This is a genomic window from Bradyrhizobium stylosanthis (assembly GCF_001641335.1).
GTDB classification, from domain to species: Bacteria; Pseudomonadota; Alphaproteobacteria; order Rhizobiales; family Xanthobacteraceae; genus Bradyrhizobium; species Bradyrhizobium stylosanthis.
On the sequence record NZ_LVEM01000003.1, the window covers coordinates 717,541 to 734,240 of the forward strand.

General features: G+C 65.2%; 14 protein-coding genes. 10 read left to right on the top strand and 4 right to left on the bottom strand.

Features of this window, described 5'->3' with window-relative positions:
* Positions 1–6: 6 nt before the first annotated feature.
* The 7 genes from A7X65_RS23155 to A7X65_RS23185 all read left to right on the top strand — a co-directional run bounded on the left by A7X65_RS23155 (position 7) and on the right by A7X65_RS23185 (position 5,388).
* Complete coding sequence (locus A7X65_RS23155; protein WP_063689208.1) at positions 7–423, top strand: hypothetical protein; 417 nt, start codon at positions 7–9, stop codon at positions 421–423.
* The gene (locus A7X65_RS23160; RefSeq protein WP_063689210.1) at positions 423–1,091 is read left to right on the top strand and encodes an OmpA family protein; all 669 of its coding nucleotides are present in this window, start codon (positions 423–425) and stop codon (positions 1,089–1,091) included. The genes A7X65_RS23155 and A7X65_RS23160 overlap by 1 nt, the downstream gene beginning before the upstream one ends.
* A gap of 174 nt (positions 1,092–1,265) precedes the next feature.
* On the top strand, positions 1,266–1,784 hold the full coding sequence (locus A7X65_RS23165; protein ID WP_063689213.1) for an Mpo1 family 2-hydroxy fatty acid dioxygenase: 519 nt from the start codon (positions 1,266–1,268) through the stop codon (positions 1,782–1,784).
* A 29-nt stretch (positions 1,785–1,813) separates the two neighbouring features.
* A complete protein-coding gene (locus A7X65_RS23170; protein WP_063689216.1) occupies positions 1,814–2,845 on the top strand; it encodes an NAD-dependent epimerase/dehydratase family protein in 1,032 nt (343 codons plus the stop codon).
* Between the two features lie 27 nt (positions 2,846–2,872).
* Positions 2,873–3,499, top strand: a complete 627-nt coding sequence (locus A7X65_RS23175; protein ID WP_063689217.1) for a methyltransferase family protein — start codon at positions 2,873–2,875, stop codon at positions 3,497–3,499.
* A gap of 254 nt (positions 3,500–3,753) precedes the next feature.
* Positions 3,754–3,963 carry a hypothetical protein gene (locus A7X65_RS23180; RefSeq protein WP_063689218.1) on the top strand — a complete coding sequence of 70 codons (210 nt, stop codon included), beginning with the start codon at positions 3,754–3,756 and terminating at the stop codon, positions 3,961–3,963.
* 120 nt (positions 3,964–4,083) lie between these two features.
* Positions 4,084–5,388, top strand: coding sequence for a PQQ-dependent sugar dehydrogenase (locus A7X65_RS23185; protein WP_063689219.1), 1,305 nt, complete (start codon positions 4,084–4,086; stop codon positions 5,386–5,388).
* A gap of 3 nt (positions 5,389–5,391) precedes the next feature.
* On the opposite strand, the gene A7X65_RS23190 is transcribed toward A7X65_RS23185, so the two are convergent.
* Entirely contained in the window at positions 5,392–6,207 is an 816-nt protein-coding gene (locus A7X65_RS23190; RefSeq protein ID WP_063689221.1) for an aspartate dehydrogenase, read from the bottom strand.
* A 37-nt stretch (positions 6,208–6,244) separates the two neighbouring features.
* Positions 6,245–7,162 (bottom strand): LysR substrate-binding domain-containing protein, encoded by a 918-nt coding sequence (locus tag A7X65_RS23195; protein ID WP_063689224.1) that lies wholly within the window; start codon positions 7,160–7,162, stop codon positions 6,245–6,247.
* Positions 7,163–7,456: 294 nt separating this feature from the next.
* Here A7X65_RS23195 and A7X65_RS23200 point away from each other — a divergent pair, with 294 nt between their 5' ends.
* Both A7X65_RS23200 and A7X65_RS23205 read left to right on the top strand, forming a co-directional pair.
* On the top strand, positions 7,457–8,755 hold the full coding sequence (locus A7X65_RS23200) for an MFS transporter (protein ID WP_063689228.1): 1,299 nt from the start codon (positions 7,457–7,459) through the stop codon (positions 8,753–8,755).
* A 21-nt stretch (positions 8,756–8,776) separates the two neighbouring features.
* Positions 8,777–9,850 carry a tartrate dehydrogenase gene (locus A7X65_RS23205; protein WP_063689230.1) on the top strand — a complete coding sequence of 358 codons (1,074 nt, stop codon included), beginning with the start codon at positions 8,777–8,779 and terminating at the stop codon, positions 9,848–9,850.
* 30 nt (positions 9,851–9,880) lie between these two features.
* Here A7X65_RS23205 and A7X65_RS23210 read toward each other — a convergent pair whose 3' ends face one another.
* Together A7X65_RS23210 and A7X65_RS23215 are read right to left on the bottom strand one after the other, a co-directional pair.
* Positions 9,881–10,672: a tetratricopeptide repeat protein gene (locus A7X65_RS23210; protein WP_245323781.1), complete on the bottom strand. Its 792-nt coding sequence runs from the start codon at positions 10,670–10,672 to the stop codon at positions 9,881–9,883.
* Positions 10,673–10,747: 75 nt separating this feature from the next.
* Positions 10,748–11,377: a FecR family protein gene (locus A7X65_RS23215; protein ID WP_245323782.1), complete on the bottom strand. Its 630-nt coding sequence runs from the start codon at positions 11,375–11,377 to the stop codon at positions 10,748–10,750.
* Between the two features lie 579 nt (positions 11,378–11,956).
* Between A7X65_RS23215 and A7X65_RS23220 the strand changes: the two genes are divergently transcribed.
* Positions 11,957–16,651 (top strand): VCBS domain-containing protein, encoded by a 4,695-nt coding sequence (locus A7X65_RS23220; RefSeq protein WP_063689238.1) that lies wholly within the window; start codon positions 11,957–11,959, stop codon positions 16,649–16,651.
* Positions 16,652–16,700 lie beyond the last annotated feature (49 nt).

Sequence of the window (16,700 nt, forward strand, 5' to 3'; positions counted from 1 at the left end):
AAACCCATGGTCCGGGGCTCCATCACATTGATCGTACTGGCATTGGTTATGCCGTCGCTTGCGGCGGCGGAGACCATGAGCTTTGGCGATTCGATCGGGAAGCTGGCGGCGAGCTGCGGCGCGGAAATCGTCGCCAATTGCCGCGGCGTCAACCCGGATTCGACCCGGCTGAAGGAATGCCTGTCGCGCAACCGCGACGTGCTCTCGCCGCAATGCGCGAGCGACTATTTCGGCGTCTTCGACGCCATCCAGAAGCGTGTTGCCGCGCGCGTCACGGTGGCGAATGCCTGCCAGCGCGAGATCGTCAAGGTCTGCGGCGGCTCGACCAAGGAGACCAGCAAGTCGATCCCCTGCCTGGTCTCGACGCCCAAGGGCATCAGCAACAACTGCCTGAAGGCCGTCGACGACGCGGGGTATCGCTGATGCGCGCGTCCAGGGTCGCCCTCACGCTCGGTATGACTTTTGGCTTGGCACTGCTTGCGGGCGCAGCACGCGCGCAGACGGCGGCGCCGACCCGCGACGACATCGTCGGCAAGCTGAGCCACTTCGAAGAGGCCGGCGAGGTCGATATTCCCGCGCTGAAGACGCAGGTGATGGAACGCGCCAAGGCCAGGATCAAGAACGACCCGGGTCCGGTGAACCGGCCGCCGATCGCGCCCGACCTCGCCAAGCTGCCTACCTTCAACGCGCAGATCCAGTTCGACGCCGACACGCCGATCATCCAGCCGGCGTCCTACCAGACCGTCGGCCGCATCGCGGATGCGCTGGTTCACTCCTCGCTGCTGCCCTACACCTTCCTGATCGTCGGCCACGTCGAGTCCAATACGAAGACGCGCGAGGCCAACGCGATCCTGAGCCAGCGCCGCGCCGACGCGATCCGCGACGTGCTGGTGAACACGTTCAAGATCTCGACCAAGCGGCTGCATCCGATCGGCCTTGGCGAGGAGCAGTTCCTCGACCGTGCCAAGCCGACGTCGGCGGTCAACGGTCAGCTGCAGATCCTGACCTATGCCAAGATACCCGAGGATGCGCCTGCGCATCCGGCTGCGGCACCTGCGCCTGCGGCGAAAAAGCCCGCCAAGAAACGGTGAGCAGGCGCGGCCTGGCGTCCGGCGGAACCCTTTGAAGTCTTGCCGGTTTTGTGATCTGTCCCACAGCGCGACGGTATGGTTTTGCGCGACAATAGCGGCGGTTTGTGCACCGCCCTATCCGGTGCTATAGGCTTTTTTCGTCCTTCCCCCGACCACGTGCAGCATGAGACCAAGATGGGTGGCTTTTTCCAACGCCAACTTGCCGTTTACGTCGAGTACCATCGCGATCCCCGGAACACGGCGATGCATGTGATCGGCATTCTCCTGCTGTTCACGGGCGCGGTCATGCCGCTGACGCTGGTGAAGGTCCCCCTGTTCGGACACGAGTTCAGCCTGGCCGTGATCCTGGCCCTGCCGGTCCTGGTTTACTGGCTGCTGCTCGACGTGGCGCTCGGGGCCGGCATTCTGGCCGTCTCCATCGTGCTGTTCTCGATCGCGACAGCCATCGCGACCGGGGTCAGCACCGTCGCGATGTGGGCGATTTTCGCCGTCCTGGTCGGGCTCGGCTTCGCCGCGCAGGCCATCGGCCACAAGGTTTTTGAGGGGCGCGAGGCCTCGCTGTTCACGTTTCCCTCGCATCTTTTGCTCGGACCGATGTTTGTCATGGCAAAATTATTTATTGCATTGGGCTTCCGTCGCGACCTTGCCGCGATTCTGGCGCCTCTTCCGGCCAATTCCCTTTCAACCCGATAGCTCCAGAAGCGAAACAGCAAACCTTCTTCATGGCTCTCGTACTGGTTACCGGTGGCAGCGGTTTCATCGGACATCATCTCGTAGAAGCGCTCCGCGCCCGTGGGCAGCGGGTACGCGTGCTCGATGTTCGTCCGCCGGCCGCCGCCAACGCCGAAATCGACTATGTTCATGGCTCCGTGCTGGATAACGCCGCGGTCGACACCGCGCTGGCCGGCGTCGAGCAAGTGTATCACCTCGCCGGCCTGCCCGGCATGTGGGTCGCCAACAAGCAGGACTTCCACGACGTCAATTTCCGCGGCACCGAGATCGTGCTCGCGGCGGCGATGAAGCGCGGCGTGTCGCGCTTCCTGCACTGCTCGACGGAATCGATCCTGTTCCCCTACACCGACCTCAACGGTGTTCCCGCCGAAGAGGCGCTGCAGCCGGCCGACGCGATGCCCGGCGCCTATACAAGGTCGAAGTCGCTCGCGGAGCATCACGCCGCCAAGGCCGCGGCCGACGGCTTTCCGCTGGTGATCGGCACGCCGACCATGCCGATCGGCGCTGCCGACCACAATCTGACGCCGCCGACCGCGATGCTCTGGTACTTCCTGCAGAAGAAGGTGCAGCCGCATCTCAACTTCCTGGTCAATCTCGTCGACGTCCGCGACGTCGCCATGGGCCTCGTGCTGACCATGGAGCGCGGCCGCATCGGCCAGCGCTACATCCTCGGCGGCGACTGCGTGCCGCTCGGACGGATCCTGCGGATGATGTCGGTGATGAGCGGCCGCCGCCAGTTCCCGGTCGTCGTGCCCGGCAGGATCGCCGAGCTGTCCGGCGTCATGCTCGAATACCTGGCCGACAATTTCACGCGCCGGCCGCCCAACGGCACCGCCGAGGGCGTGCGCATCGCGCTGGCCGCGAACGATCTGTCGATCGGCAAGGCGCGCACCGAACTCGGCTATTCGCCGCGCCCGATCGAACCGGTGCTGCGCGAAACCATCACCCATCTGCTCGCACGCAACGGCCAGCAGCCCTCCGGCGCCATCGAGCATCACGCGCTCTCCTCGCGCGCGAGCTGAAGCCGCCGCCCAACGCAAAGAACCTTCATGTCCTTCGATTTCAGCAAGCTTCTCTCCGTGGCCTGGGGTGGCTGGACCACGGCCTGGCCGACCGAACTCCTGGCCCTGATCTGGCTCGGCTTTCTCGCCAGCTGGGTCGGCGCCTCGTTCTGGCAGGGGCAGACCAAGAAGCAGGTCATGACGCTGGAATCGCAGCGCTATCGCCTGCCGATCCTGATCGGCGGCATCCTGTACACGCCTTTTATTGCAGAGCTCATGGGCTGGAAGCCGCTCTGGGTGCTCGGCAACGCCGGCATCACCATCGCCGCGATCCTCTCGGTCGCCGGCATCGCCTTCGCCTGGTGGGGCCGGCTGCATCTCGGGAAGTTCTGGTCCAACACCATCACCCAGAAGGAAGACCATCGCGTCATCGACACCGGCCCCTATGGCATCGTGCGTCACCCGATCTACACCGGGCTGATCTTCGGCATGCTGGTGACCGGCGTTGCGATCGGCCTCGTAACGACGATCCTCGGCGCGATCCTGATCTCGCTCGGCATGTGGCAGAAGGGCCGGATGGAAGAGGTGTTCCTGTCGAAGGAGCTCGGCGAGGACGCCTACGGCGCCTATTGCCGCCGCGTGCCGATGATCATCCCGTTCACCTCGCCGCGGTGATTTAGCGGGCGCTTCACACACTCGCAGTCGTCCCGGCGAAGGCCGGGACCCATAGCCACAGGCAGTGGTTTGGCGAAGACACGCCGTTCGGTACGCCCATTTCCACAATCGATAGATTCCGCGGTATGGGTCCCGGCCTTCGCCGGGACGACGCTGGGGAAGCAGTGCGCGACTGCATCACCTCCGGCGCAAGGAACCGCCCCTCCGCTCACCCGTTACCCTCGACACCTGCACCAATCGCAGAGCATCGAGCCATGTCGGACGCCTACGATTATTTCCGCGCGCATGCGATCGCCGCCGTCCGCAAGGCGCGGGCGCTGCCGCCGGGGCGGCCGAAGCAGAAGCAGCGCACGGTGGCGCGGGTCTATCACCTGCTGTCCAAGGAAGCCGCGCTCGCGCCGAACGTCCATCACCTCGACGATTTTCGCAGTGCCCGGCGGCTGGAGCGGCAGATCGGCCGCTGATCTCTCTCCATGCAAATTTGGTCGGCTGCCATTCCGCAGGAATTGATCCCGCCTGCGTGCCGCACAGGTTGACGTGTGCCCCGTCAGCCAGTTGGATGCGCGCGCAAACAGGGGCTCCTCATGACATTTTCCAGCATCTTCGCGCAGTTCGTCGCTCTGCTCGGCGGCATCGCGCTGCAATGGCGCAAGCTCTCGGGCACGGTGCCCGCGCCCGCCTGGGGCCAGACGCCCGCCATTCCCGAGGCGAAGCCGCAAGGCGCGATCCCGACGCTGAAGATGCCGACCGCACGCGGCTGGCGCGATGGCGAGAAGCCGACCGTCGCGCCCGGCCTCAAGGTCAACGCGTTCGCTGGCGGGCTCGACCATCCGCGCTGGATCGAGGTGCTGCCCAACGGCGACGTGCTGATCGCGGAAGCGACGCAGATCGCAGGTGCCCCGCGCAGCGTGTTTCACTATGCGATGCAAGCGACGATGCGACGCGCCGCGGCGCTCGGCGTCTCCGCCAACCGCATCACGCTGCTACGCGACAAGGACGGCGACGGCGTCGCCGAGCATCGCGGCGCCTTCATGGAAAACCTCAACCAGCCGTTCGGCATGGCACTGGTCGGCGACACCTTCTATGTCGGCAACACCGACGGCGTGATGGCGTTTCCGTATGTCGCCAATGCCGACCGCATCACCGCGCCGGGCAAGCGGCTCACGACGTTCAAGCCGAGCGGCCACTGGACGCGCAGCCTGCTGGCAAGCCCCGACGGCAAGAAGCTCTATGCCGGTGTCGGCTCGCTCAGCAACATCGCCGAGATGGGCATGGAGGTCGAAGAAGGCCGCGCCGCGGTCTACGAGCTCGATCTCGCCGCCGGCACGCATCGCATCTTCGGCGCGGGCCTACGCAATCCCGTGGGTCTTGCCTGGGAGCCGAACACGAATGTGCTCTGGACCGTCGTCAACGAGCGCGACGGCCTCGGCGACGAGACGCCGCCCGACTACCTGACCTCGGTGCGCGACGGCGGCTTCTACGGCTGGCCCTATTGCTACTGGGGCAAGACGGTGGACGATCGCGTGCCGCAGGATGCGGCGATGGTCGCCAAGGCGCTTCAACCCGACTACGCGCTCGGCGGCCACACCGCGTCGCTCGGCCTATGCTGGATGCCCGCAGGGACCCTGCCCGGCTTCGGCGACGGCATGGTGATCGGCCAGCACGGCTCGTGGAATCGCAGCACGCTGTCCGGCTACAAGCTGGTGTTCATCCCGTTCGAGAACGGCAAGCCGTCCGGCCCCGGCCGCGACATCCTGTCGGGCTTCCTGTCCCCGGACGAGAAGGAATCCTACGGCCGCCCGGTCGGCGTCGTGATCGGACCCGACAAGAAGTCGCTGCTGATGGCCGACGACGTCGGCAACGTGATCTGGCGCGTGACGGGGGCTTGAGGGTTACGTCCCCACGCACAACGTGGCGCGCTGCTTGCGGAGCAGCGCGATCACGGACAGCGCGGTGATCATGCCCGTCTTGGGATTCACCGAGGGGACGTTCTCGATGCCCATCGAGAACCGCGCCGAATCCGCCTCGACCTCGATGCGGTGAACGTTGCGCGTCACGGTGGGATCGGCCCAGACCTGCATCTGGGTGCGATCGGGCCCGATACCTGCCAGCGACAGCGCCACGGCGACATTGACGTTCGCCGGAAAACCCTTCGCCGCCTCACGCGCGCTGCCCTCGAACAGTTTCAGCGGCTCGCGCAGATTGTCGATGTCGATGTTGTTCTGGACGATGAACGGCGCGCCCTTGAGCCCGTCGATCGGTTTGCGCGTCACCATCTTCACCGAATGGATGGTGCCGACCGCCGCCGCATTGACGGCATCGAGGCCGATCAGCGCGCCGGTCGGCACGAGGATGCGGCCGCCATTGGCGCGGGCGAGATCGACGAGATCGAAATTGTCGAGCAATCCGCCGACGCTGACGACGACCGCGGCCCTGCCCCGCTTCACCGCGGGCTCGACGATCGCGCGAAGCTGGCTGCTCGGCGCGCATTCGACCACGATGTCGGCGGCCTCGCCCAGCTGCTCGAGCGGCAGGATCTGTGGCGGACGGCGCAGGCCGCCGATGAAGGCCTGATGCTTGGCGGGGTCGCGCACGGCGACGGCCGCGAGCGACAGGCCTTCGATGCCCTGGTCGAGCGCGGTTGCGATCTTGGTGCCGATCGAGCCCAGCCCCGCAATGGCCACCCGCAATTCGTTCCGATCCGTCATCGCATCACACCTTCTGTCCGCACCAAGTCATAACCGCTCAGGCCTCCCGCGCATAGCTGCGCAGGCGCGTCTCCAGCACTGCCAGCATGGCATCGCGGGCCGGATCGCGCGAGCCGCGCAGCCAGGCGGCGGCGAGCGGCAGTCGGCCGACGGGGCCGCTCTGCCTCGGCCGGAGCGGCACGAAGCGCACGCCCGAGACCGCCATCCGCGTGGTCCAGCGCGGCACGATGGCGACACCGAGCCTGGTTGCGACGAGGTTGATGATGGTCTGCTTCTCGTCGGCGACCTGCACGATGCGCGGCGTCAGCCCGGCCTGCTCGAACAGCTTGACCGTGAGGTCGTGGCTGTGCGGCCGCGAACGGCGGTCCGGCACCAGCATTGCCTCGTCGGCGATGTCGGCCAGCGTGATCGATTTGCGCGCGGCCAGGGCGTGCCGCTGCGGGAACGCGACGATGGCGGTCTCCTGCAGCAGGTCGCGGAATTCGAGCCGCTTGTCGGCGCGATCGGGCGGGCGGACGAAGGCGAGATCGAGCGCGCCGGTCAGGATCTTCGGGAGCAGCCGGACGGTCTTGTCCTCCAGCAGTTGCACCGCAATCTCCGGATGCCCGGCACGGAAATCGCGCAGCAGCGGCGGCAGCAATCCCGCCGCCGCGCTGTCGATGGCGCCGACCCGCAGCCGCCGCGCAGCCCCCGCGCGCGAGCGGTTGCGCAGATTGCTCTCGACCGCCTCGACCCTGGCGAGGATGGCGCGGGCATCACGCAGCAGCGTGGTGCCGTCTTCGGTCAGCGAGACCGCGCGCGTGGTCCGCGCGAACAGGCGCGTGCCGAGGTCCTCCTCCAGCAGCCTGATCTGGCGGCCGAGCGCCGAGGGCAGCATCTGCAGCTGCTGCGCCGCGCGGCCGAAATGCAGCTGCTCGGCCGCCGCCACGAAGCATCGGAGCTGATGCAATTCCATCCAATGTCCTTCCGCCCCGCATTCCATTCGAGGCCGTCATGCCCGGGCTTGTCCCGGGCATCCACGTTCTTCGTGCCGCAAGCAAGATCGTGGATGGCCGGGACAAGCCCGGCCATGACGCCGTGGAAGCTCCTCCCCACGAACACGAGCTCTACATGCGATCGCCCGCCTCGCCGCGGCCTCCCGAGGATTATATCATTTTTTTGTATAAACCAGCGCCAATTGAGTATGCCTCCTGCCCCCGACTAGGCTTGCCACCTCACAACAACAAACCGGTGTTCAGGGGAGGCCAGGGTGGCGAGCGAGATTCAGACGCGCGTGCTGCGCAAGATCACCTGGCGCATCGTTCCCTTCATCATGCTGCTGTACTTCGTGGCCTTCATCGACCGCGTCAACATCGGCTTCGCCTCGCTGACGATGAACAAGGACATCGGCCTGTCGCCCGCCGTCTACGGCTTCGGCGCCGGGATCTTCTTCTGGGGCTATTTCCTGTTCGAGGTGCCCTCCAACATCATCCTGCACAAGATCGGCGCGCGGATCTGGATCGCGCGGGTGATGATCACCTGGGGCCTCGTCTCGGCTGCGATGGCGTTCGTGCAGGGGCCGACCAGCTTCTATATCCTGCGCTTCCTGCTCGGCGTTGCCGAAGCCGGATTCTTTCCCGGCATCATCCTCTACCTCTCCTACTGGTTCCCGGCGCGCCAGCGCGCGGCAGTCACCGCGCTGTTCATGGCGGCCGCGCCGCTCTCCACCGTGCTGGGCTCGCCAATCTCGGGCGCGCTGCTGGAGATGGACGGCCTGTTCGGCTTCAAGGGCTGGCAATGGCTGTTCGTGCTGGAGGCGCTGCCGGCCGTGCTGCTCGGTTTCGTCGTGCTCGGCTTCCTCACCGACCGGCCCGAAAAGGCCAAGTGGCTCGCCGACGACGAGCGGCGCTGGCTGGTCGAGACCATGAACGTCGAGACCACCAGCAAGGCGGCAACCGCGAGCCACAGCATCTGGCGCGGGCTTGCCGATCCGCGCGTGCTGGCGCTGTCGCTGATCTATTTCGGCACCTCCGCGGGCCTCTACACGCTCGGCGTCTGGGCGCCGCAGATCATCAGGCAGTTCGGCCTCTCCACGCTCCAGGTCGGCTTCCTCAACGCCTTGCCGGCGACCGCCGCCGTCGTCGCCATGATCCTGTGGGCGCGGCATTCGGACCGCACCGGCGAGCGCACCTGGCACGTCGTCTGGGCCTGCCTGATCGCCGCAGCCGGCCTCGCCTATGCCGGGCTCGCGGCCGGCGTCGTCGCCGTGCTGCTCGCGCTGGCGCTGGTCAATATCGGCATCTCCTCCGCCAAGCCGCCGCTGTGGAGCATGCCGACGCTGTTCCTGTCCGGCCCCGCGGCCGCGGCAGGCATCGCCACCATCAACTCGATCGGCAATCTCGGCGGTTTCGTGGGTCCGGCCATGATCGGCTGGATCAAGGACCAGACCGGAAGTTTCGTCGGCGGGCTGTACTTCGTCAGCGGCCTGCTCGTTCTCTCCGCGGTCCTCACCTTGCTATTGTCGCGCGCGAAGACCGCGCCTGTCGAACCCGTCCCGCAATCCCACTGACATCCCAAACGGAGCACATCCATGCGCACTCATTCCATCGCAGCCATTCCCGCCGACGGCATCGGCCCCGAGGTGATCTCGGCGGGCGTCCGCGTGCTGGAGGCTCTCGCAAAACGCAGCGGCGACCTTGCCTTCAACGTCAAGACCTTCGACTGGGGTTCGGACTATTACAAGAAGCACGGCGTGATGATGCCCGCCGACGGCCTCTCTGAGCTCAAGAAGTTCGACGCGATCTATTTCGGTGCGGTCGGCGCGCCCGACGTGCCCGACCACATCACGCTGTGGGGCCTGCGCCTGCCGATCTGCCAGGGCTTTGACCAATACGCCAATGTGCGGCCGACAAAAATTCTGCCCGGCGTCGCCTCGCCGCTGCGCAATGTCGGCGTCGGCGACCTCGACTGGGTGATCGTGCGCGAGAATTCGGAAGGCGAATATGCCGGCATGGGCGGTCGCGCCCACAAGGGCCTGCCGGAAGAGGTCGGCACCGAGGTCGCCGTCTTCACCCGCGTCGGCGTCACCCGCATCATGCGCTACGCGTTCCAACTCGCACAGTCGCGGCCGCGCAAATTCCTGACCGTTGTGACCAAGTCGAACGCACAGCGCCACGGCATGGTGATGTGGGACGAGATCGCCGCGGAAGTCGCGACCGAATTCCCCGACGTGACCTGGGACAAGATGCTGGTCGACGCCATGACGGTGCGCATGACGCTGCATCCGAAGAGCCTCGACACCATCGTCGCGACCAATTTGCACGCCGACATCCTCTCGGATCTTGCCGGCGCACTGGCGGGCAGCCTCGGCGTGGCGCCGACCGGCAACATCGATCCGCAGCGCCGCTTCCCCTCGATGTTCGAGCCGATCCACGGCTCGGCCTTCGACATCACAGGCAAGGGCATTGCCAACCCGGTCGCGACGTTCTGGACCGGCGCGCAGATGCTCGAGCATCTCGGCGAGAAGGACGCGGCGTCGCGGCTGATGGCGGCGGTCGAGCGCGTCTGCGCGGCCGGCGTGCTGACGCCTGACGTCGGCGGCAAGGCGACGACAAAGGACGTGACGGATGCGGTGATCGACGCGATCCACGGCTCGAACGTCTAACGGACCGATGTCGGCGGGCCGATCCCGACGTCACTGCACGCCGTAGCGGGCGAACGCGTCGGCAACCTTGAGGTCGATCAGCTTGGCCGCCGCGACGTCGCGATCGCCGCCGGCGCTGTCGCCCTGCCTCAACCTGGCAAGTCCGCGTCCATAGAGCGCGCTTGCCAGGTTCGGCGCCAGGCGCAGCGCGGAACTGTAGTCGTCGACGGCCGCGGCGAACTGCCCCATCTTCAGACGGATCAGCGCGCGCGAATCGTAGGTCGCGGCGTCATTCGACCCCGATTGAATGACCTTGTCGCAGTCGTCGAGCCCGGCCTGCAGTTCGCCGATGATCGCTCGGGTCCAGCAGCGCCCGCTCCTTGCCCACGTCAAATTCGGATCGAGACGGATGGCCTCGTCGAAGTCCTGCACGGCCCGGTCATACCGGTTCAGCTTCAGGTAGGCTTCCGCGCGATTGGCGAAGGCACTGCCATAGGCCGGGTCGAGCCTGATCGCCTCGTCGAAGGACTTGACCGCGTCCTCATAGGCGCCCTTCCGCAGATAGGCGACGCCGCGATTGTTCACCGGCTTGACATAATTCGAGGCGAGTTCGATCGCCCGATCGAAATCGCTGATCGCACGGTCGTACTCTGCCGCCGCGGCAAAGGCATTACCGCGATTATTGTAAGCCAGAGCCAGCGCGGCGGGCTTGGTATCACCCGAATTGATCAGCGCCGTGCAGCCGGCGACCCGGACTTGGACCGGAATGCGGTCCGTGCCGTTGCACTGCTCGATGCTCTTGAGGTGGCTGTTCTTCTGCGCCTGCTGCGCGGCGGCCGGCAACCCAAGCGACAGCATCACGAGTACAGTCGCGACGCTGTCGGTGATGGCGGCCCTGATGGTCATGCCCCTGTCGCTTCAGCATCCTCTGCAGATGTTCGGCCTGGGACCGCTCCCCTGCTCGGGCATGACAGCAGTCGCGTGCTTCTTTGCAAGCTTGCTCTTGCCCTCTTCGATGAGCGTCGAAAACTTGACCGCGCCGTCATCCGCAATTTCGATGTGCGGCGTGGTGCCCCGGATTCCCATCGTTGCAACGGGCGTATCGACTTTCATGTCGCCGGTCTTCGCGATCTGGCCGGCGACGAATGTCGCTGTGCCTTTGGCCAGGTTGAAAAATGTCGCGTTGGACTTGCCGTCGGGATCGTAAACGTACTCATCCAGGGTCATGCGCGCGTTGCTCGACAGATTGAATGAGGAGCCATCGCTGAAATTGATGCTGACCCGGCTGTCAGCACCGGTTCGCACCACGTCGCGCAGATACACGGCGTCGCCGGTCTTTGCCTGAGCGGCATCACCGAGGTTCGCCTGGACGACGGCCGCACCTACGTGCTCGATCGAGACCGAACCTGTGACGGCTACGACCTTGCCAATGGGTTTCGGCACAGCATCATCGGCGCCACGTATCACAGGATTGACTGGAGCCTGCGCTTGCGCAGCAAGACCGCTCGCAGATGCCAGAATGAAACCAGTCGCCAGAACCGCAATCATATGTCTGCACATGACCCGCCCTTTCCGAGAAGGATCTGGTTTGCGAGCCGCTCGATGGAGCTGTATGAGCCCTAGGCGAGGCTCGCAATTCGTGCATTGCCAATATCTGCAACCTGAATTGGTCCTAACGGACCTGCCTTCCAGACAAAGTATTTTTCCGAAACTGATGTTAGGCCCAAGCCGTTTGCCTGACCAGAGAAAGTAAGCTAAATTTAACGCTGCTCGACCGTCAACTTCTTGAGAGCGCAAATTGCAATTGCGGAGAGATATCTCCGCTGAACCGGCCATCGTCTTGGCCATACCAATAGAGCTCGATTTTTTTACAGAACGTCTTCGGCGTGCAGGCCTGGGGTTGCTAGCGCCAAAAATTGCATATTTCGCCAGTGGCGTAGCAAAACCGATAACAAGACGCGGCACGCGCCGAGCCCGAATTATTCGGTACGCGAGGCCGCAGCCATGTCAGTTGCTTTTGGCGTTGGACCCCAGAATTGGGGCATTAGATCTTTCCCCCTCCAGATCATCGGCATTGTCCAAAGCACGTTGGGGTGCGTAACCCTCACGCGCGATGACGGCCCGGCCATGCAGGTCAGCATTGGCGACCTTGTCTGCCGCAGGGACGTCATCGAAACGGCTGCGGATGCGCAGGTCGGAATTCGCCTTCTCGACGACACCGTATTCAACATCGCCAGCGGGGCTCGCGTCGAACTGCGCGAATTCGCCTCCGATTCCGACGCTGCGTCGCGCTCGACCATCGTTACGATCACCAGCGGAAGCTTTGCGTTCGCCGCCGGCCGGCTGGCAGACGGCGGCACTCTGACGATCGACACGCCCCTCGGCAGCGTTCGCAGCCGCTCCCAAGCGACCGGCTTCGGCATTCTGACGATGGCGGCGTTGACCTTCGCGATGGTGGACCAGGCACGAGGCGCGGACCCTGACGGTGCGTCCTTGGACAACGACACGCTCACCTACAAGGACCTTCAGCACGGCGTGTTCGAGCTCATCACCAAGGAGCGCGTGCCGCGACACATCATTGTCGATGATCCCGGCGAAACCGTTGTCCTGAACAGGATCGGCTCCTCGATCAGCGTGAATCAGGTTACCAACAGCGCTGCGCGCATGGATGAACTGCACGCCGCCCAACAGGACGTGCTTGCCAATCTCACGCGGGGCCCGATTGGCTCCAGCACGCCGCCTTTTGTCGAGACGCTGTCGCTGCAGCACATCAACTTCACGTCGGAAAATACGACTGCTGCACCCAACCTGCTCCCGAACGCGCCGCCGGTCGTGCTCCCCCCGATCGAGGTGCCGCTCCCCACGCTGAAGCTGCCGGCCGGCCCGGTCGAAATCGACACGTTCAGGTTCGACGACAAGTTCGCCACGACATCGGGCACCTTCACCGCCAGCAACCCGTTCAGCAACACCCTCACCTACGGTCTCGCCGGCGGAACGGCCGGCACCACGGTTCTGAACGGAGAGACCTACGACCTGTCGCAGAACAGTCCTTATGGCACGCTCTATCTCAACAGCGCATCCGGCGCCTACACGTTCGTCCCGAATGCGTTTGCCATCAACGCCCTGTTGTCGCCGACGACCACGAGCTTCGTCATCACGGTCTCGGACGGCTTCGTCTCGACGAGCCAGAGCTTCGTCATCACCATCAACGGCGTCAACGACACCGCCATCATCTCGGGCAACGCCGAAGGTACGGTGGTGGAGGCCGGCGGCGTCGCCAATGCGGTACCGGGAACACCGAGCGCAACCGGCATGCTGACGGACGCGGATGTCGACAATCCGCCCAACACGTTCACGACGGTGAGCTCGCCCGCCAGGAGCACGGGCGGTTACGGCACTTTCACGATGACGGCCGGCGGCGTGTGGACCTACACGCTCGACGATAGCAACACCGCAGTACAGTCCCTGAATGCCGGCGACACGCTGATCGATCGATTCACCGTGACCAGCATCGACGGCACTCCCCAGGTCGTGACGATTGCGATCCAGGGCAGCAACGACGCCGCCATCGTCTCCGGGGTCACGGCCGGTTCGGTCCTCGAGGCGGGCGTCACCTTGCCCGGCACACCCGTTGCGACGGGGGCGCTCTTCGCCAGGGATGTGGACAACCTGGCCGACACATTCGTGGAGGTCAACGCACCCACCGCAAGCGCGCAAGCCTATGGCAGCTTCACCGTCACCACGGCCGGCGTGTGGACCTACACGCTCGACAACACCAATGCCGCGGTGCAGGCACTCAACAGCGGCGACACGCTGACGGACAGTTTTACGGTGACAACGATCGACGGCACGCCCCAGATCGTGACGATCACGATCAGCGGCAGCAACGATGGAGCGGTCGTCTCCGGAACGAAGACCGGCGCGGTGACCGAGGCCGGAGGTGTGGCCAACGGGACGCCCGGCACGCCGACTGCGAGCGGGACATTGACCGATATCGATCCCGACAACACGGCCAATACCTTCACGCCGGTCATCACGCCAAAGCCGAGCGCAGGCGGCTTCGGCGCTTTCACGATCACCGCGCTCGGCACCTGGACCTACTCGCTCGACGATGGCAACGCCACGGTGCAGGCGCTCAATGCCGGCGATACGCTGATCGACCAGTTCACCGTGACCACGGTCGACGGCACGCCGCAGACGGTGACGATCACGATCCACGGCGCGAATGACGCCGCCATCATCTCCGGAACGGCGGCGGGCGCGGTGCTCGAAGCCGGCGTCATCACGTCCGGCACGCCGGTGGCGACCGGCACGCTCACCGATACCGACGTCGACAATCCGGCCGACACCTTCACGGCGGTGATCTCGCCCACCTCCAGCAACGGCGGTTACGGCACGTTCACGATGACCGCGTCCGGGCTGTGGACCTATACGCTCGACAACACCAACAACGCGGTCCAGGCGCTCAACAACGGGAACACGCTGACGGACAGCTTCACGGTGACCGCAGCCGACGGCACGCCGCAGACGGTGACGATCACCATCAACGGCAGCAACGACAGCGCGGTCATCTCGGGAACGGCGACCGGCGCGGTGACCGAGGCCGGCGGGGTGGCCAATGCCACGCCCGGCCAGCCGACGACGACGGGAACACTGACCGATGTCGATCCCGACAACACGGCCAATACCTTCACGCCGGTCACCACACCAAGGCCGAGCGCGGGCGGCTTCGGCACGTTCACGATGACTGCGCTGGGCACCTGGACCTACACGCTCGACAATACCAACGCCGCGGTGCAGGCCCTCAATGTCGGCGATACGCTGACCGACCAGTTCACCGTGACCACGGTCGACGGAACGGCGAAACTGGTGACGATCACGATCAACGGCAGCAACGACGCCGCCATCATTTCGGGAACCACCACAGGCTCGGTGCTCGAGGCAGGCGGCATCGACCCCGGCACGCCCGTCGCGAGCGGCACGCTCACCGATACCGACGTCGACAACCTCGCCAACACCTTCACGCCGGTGACCTCGCCCACTGCAAGCGACGGCGGCTACGGCAGCTTCACGATGACCGCGTCGGGGGTGTGGACCTATACGCTGGACAACAACAACAGCGTGGTGGATGCGCTCGGCCCCGGCGATACGCTCACCGACCATTTCACGGTGACGTCCATCGACGGCACCACGCAGGAGGTGGCGATCACCATCCATGGCGCCAGCGACGCGGACCCCAACGACTTCGACAATCTGGCGGTGGGAAGCACCGTCGTATCCGATCCCCCCTTCGTCTTCGGCACGGCTGGTGGCGACAGCGTCGCCGGCGGCGGCAGCATTTCCCAGATCATCTACGGCGGCGCCGGCGACGACACCCTGAACGGGACCGGCGTGAACGACACCATCTATGGCGGATCCGGCGACGATACGATCAAGGGCAACAACGGGGACGACGTCATCTACGGCGGCTCCGGGCAGGACACGATCGACGGCAGCAACGGAAACGACACCATCATCGGCGGGTTCGGCGCGGACAAGCTCCAGGGCGGCAATGGCGCCGACGTCTTCACTTATCTATCGGTGCTGGACTCCAGAGCCGGCCGGTTCGATACGATCGAGGATTTCAGATCGGGCACCGACAAGATCGATTTGACCGCTCTCGGCGCGCTCGGCTTCGTGATCCTGGCATTGAGCTCGGCAAGCTCGTCCGTGCCGCCCCACACCATCGCCTGGCTCTACGACAGTTCGGCCAACGAAACCATCGTGTATGTCAATCCGACCGATCAGACCCTCCAGATCGGCGATTCAGGCCTGCTGGAAGTTCATCTGCAGGGTGTCGCGACCATCGATTCCGCGGACTTCATCGTGAATCAGGCTGCAGCACCGGTCATGGCGGTGAGCGACACGCTCGATCCGGCCGCAGCTGTGCAAAGCGACGCGCTGGTCACGACGCTCGGCACCTCCGACGTCTCCACGGCGACGACGAACAGCGGCGGCGCCGTATCGCTGGATAGTGGCTGGACCGCAACCGATGCGAGCTTTCTCTTCGAGGCCGATCGAGATCACGGCGGACGGAGCCACGAGACCGCCGCTCCCGCCCCGGATGAGATCGCGACGGCAACCAGCAACCCTGAACCGGCAATCCACGCGCTATCGATAGAGAATTTCAAATTCGTCTTCGAACCATCCCAGACCGAAGACGGTATCCATGCGAACGGAATTGGCGCGACCGGCATGCCGGAACAAACTCATGCCGCAGCTTTCAGCGTGCCGGATGCGCTCCCTGCCATCGACCCGCATCTCGGCGACGGCAAGTCCGCGGAGGCTCACGACCGAAGCAACCCTACCGATATCGGCAGCGCGCGCGATGCCGCTCCCGAGAACGGCCACGTGAACGGCCATGTGAACGGCCAAGAGAACGGCCAGGCGAACGATCACGCGAATGACCACGCGAACGGCGGCGACGCTCATTCGAATTCATCGCAGGCAGGTGAGCACGGCCGTGCTTCGGTGGAGGCGCCCGATGCGCCCAAGAACCAAGGGCATTCTGCGGCGGACGGACCTCCCGGCCAGCACGGAAACTCGCAGGCCCATCCGCCCGGCCGTGGGGATTCCTTCAACTTCGCGACCCCGGCGGTGGAGACGCCGGGCATCGCCTTCATTGACGATCACCCGGCGCCGCACGATCCTCATGGGGTCGCGGCACATGGCAATGGACATGATGACGTCGCGCTAGCGGGCGATGCTGCGCACCCGGTTGACCACACTCACATCCCGGGCGGCATGGGTGCCTCTCATGTGCCGCACGATTTCCTGGTGTGACATCTGCCAGGCATGCGCATGTCGAGCTTGTATCGCGCGACGTTCGCGC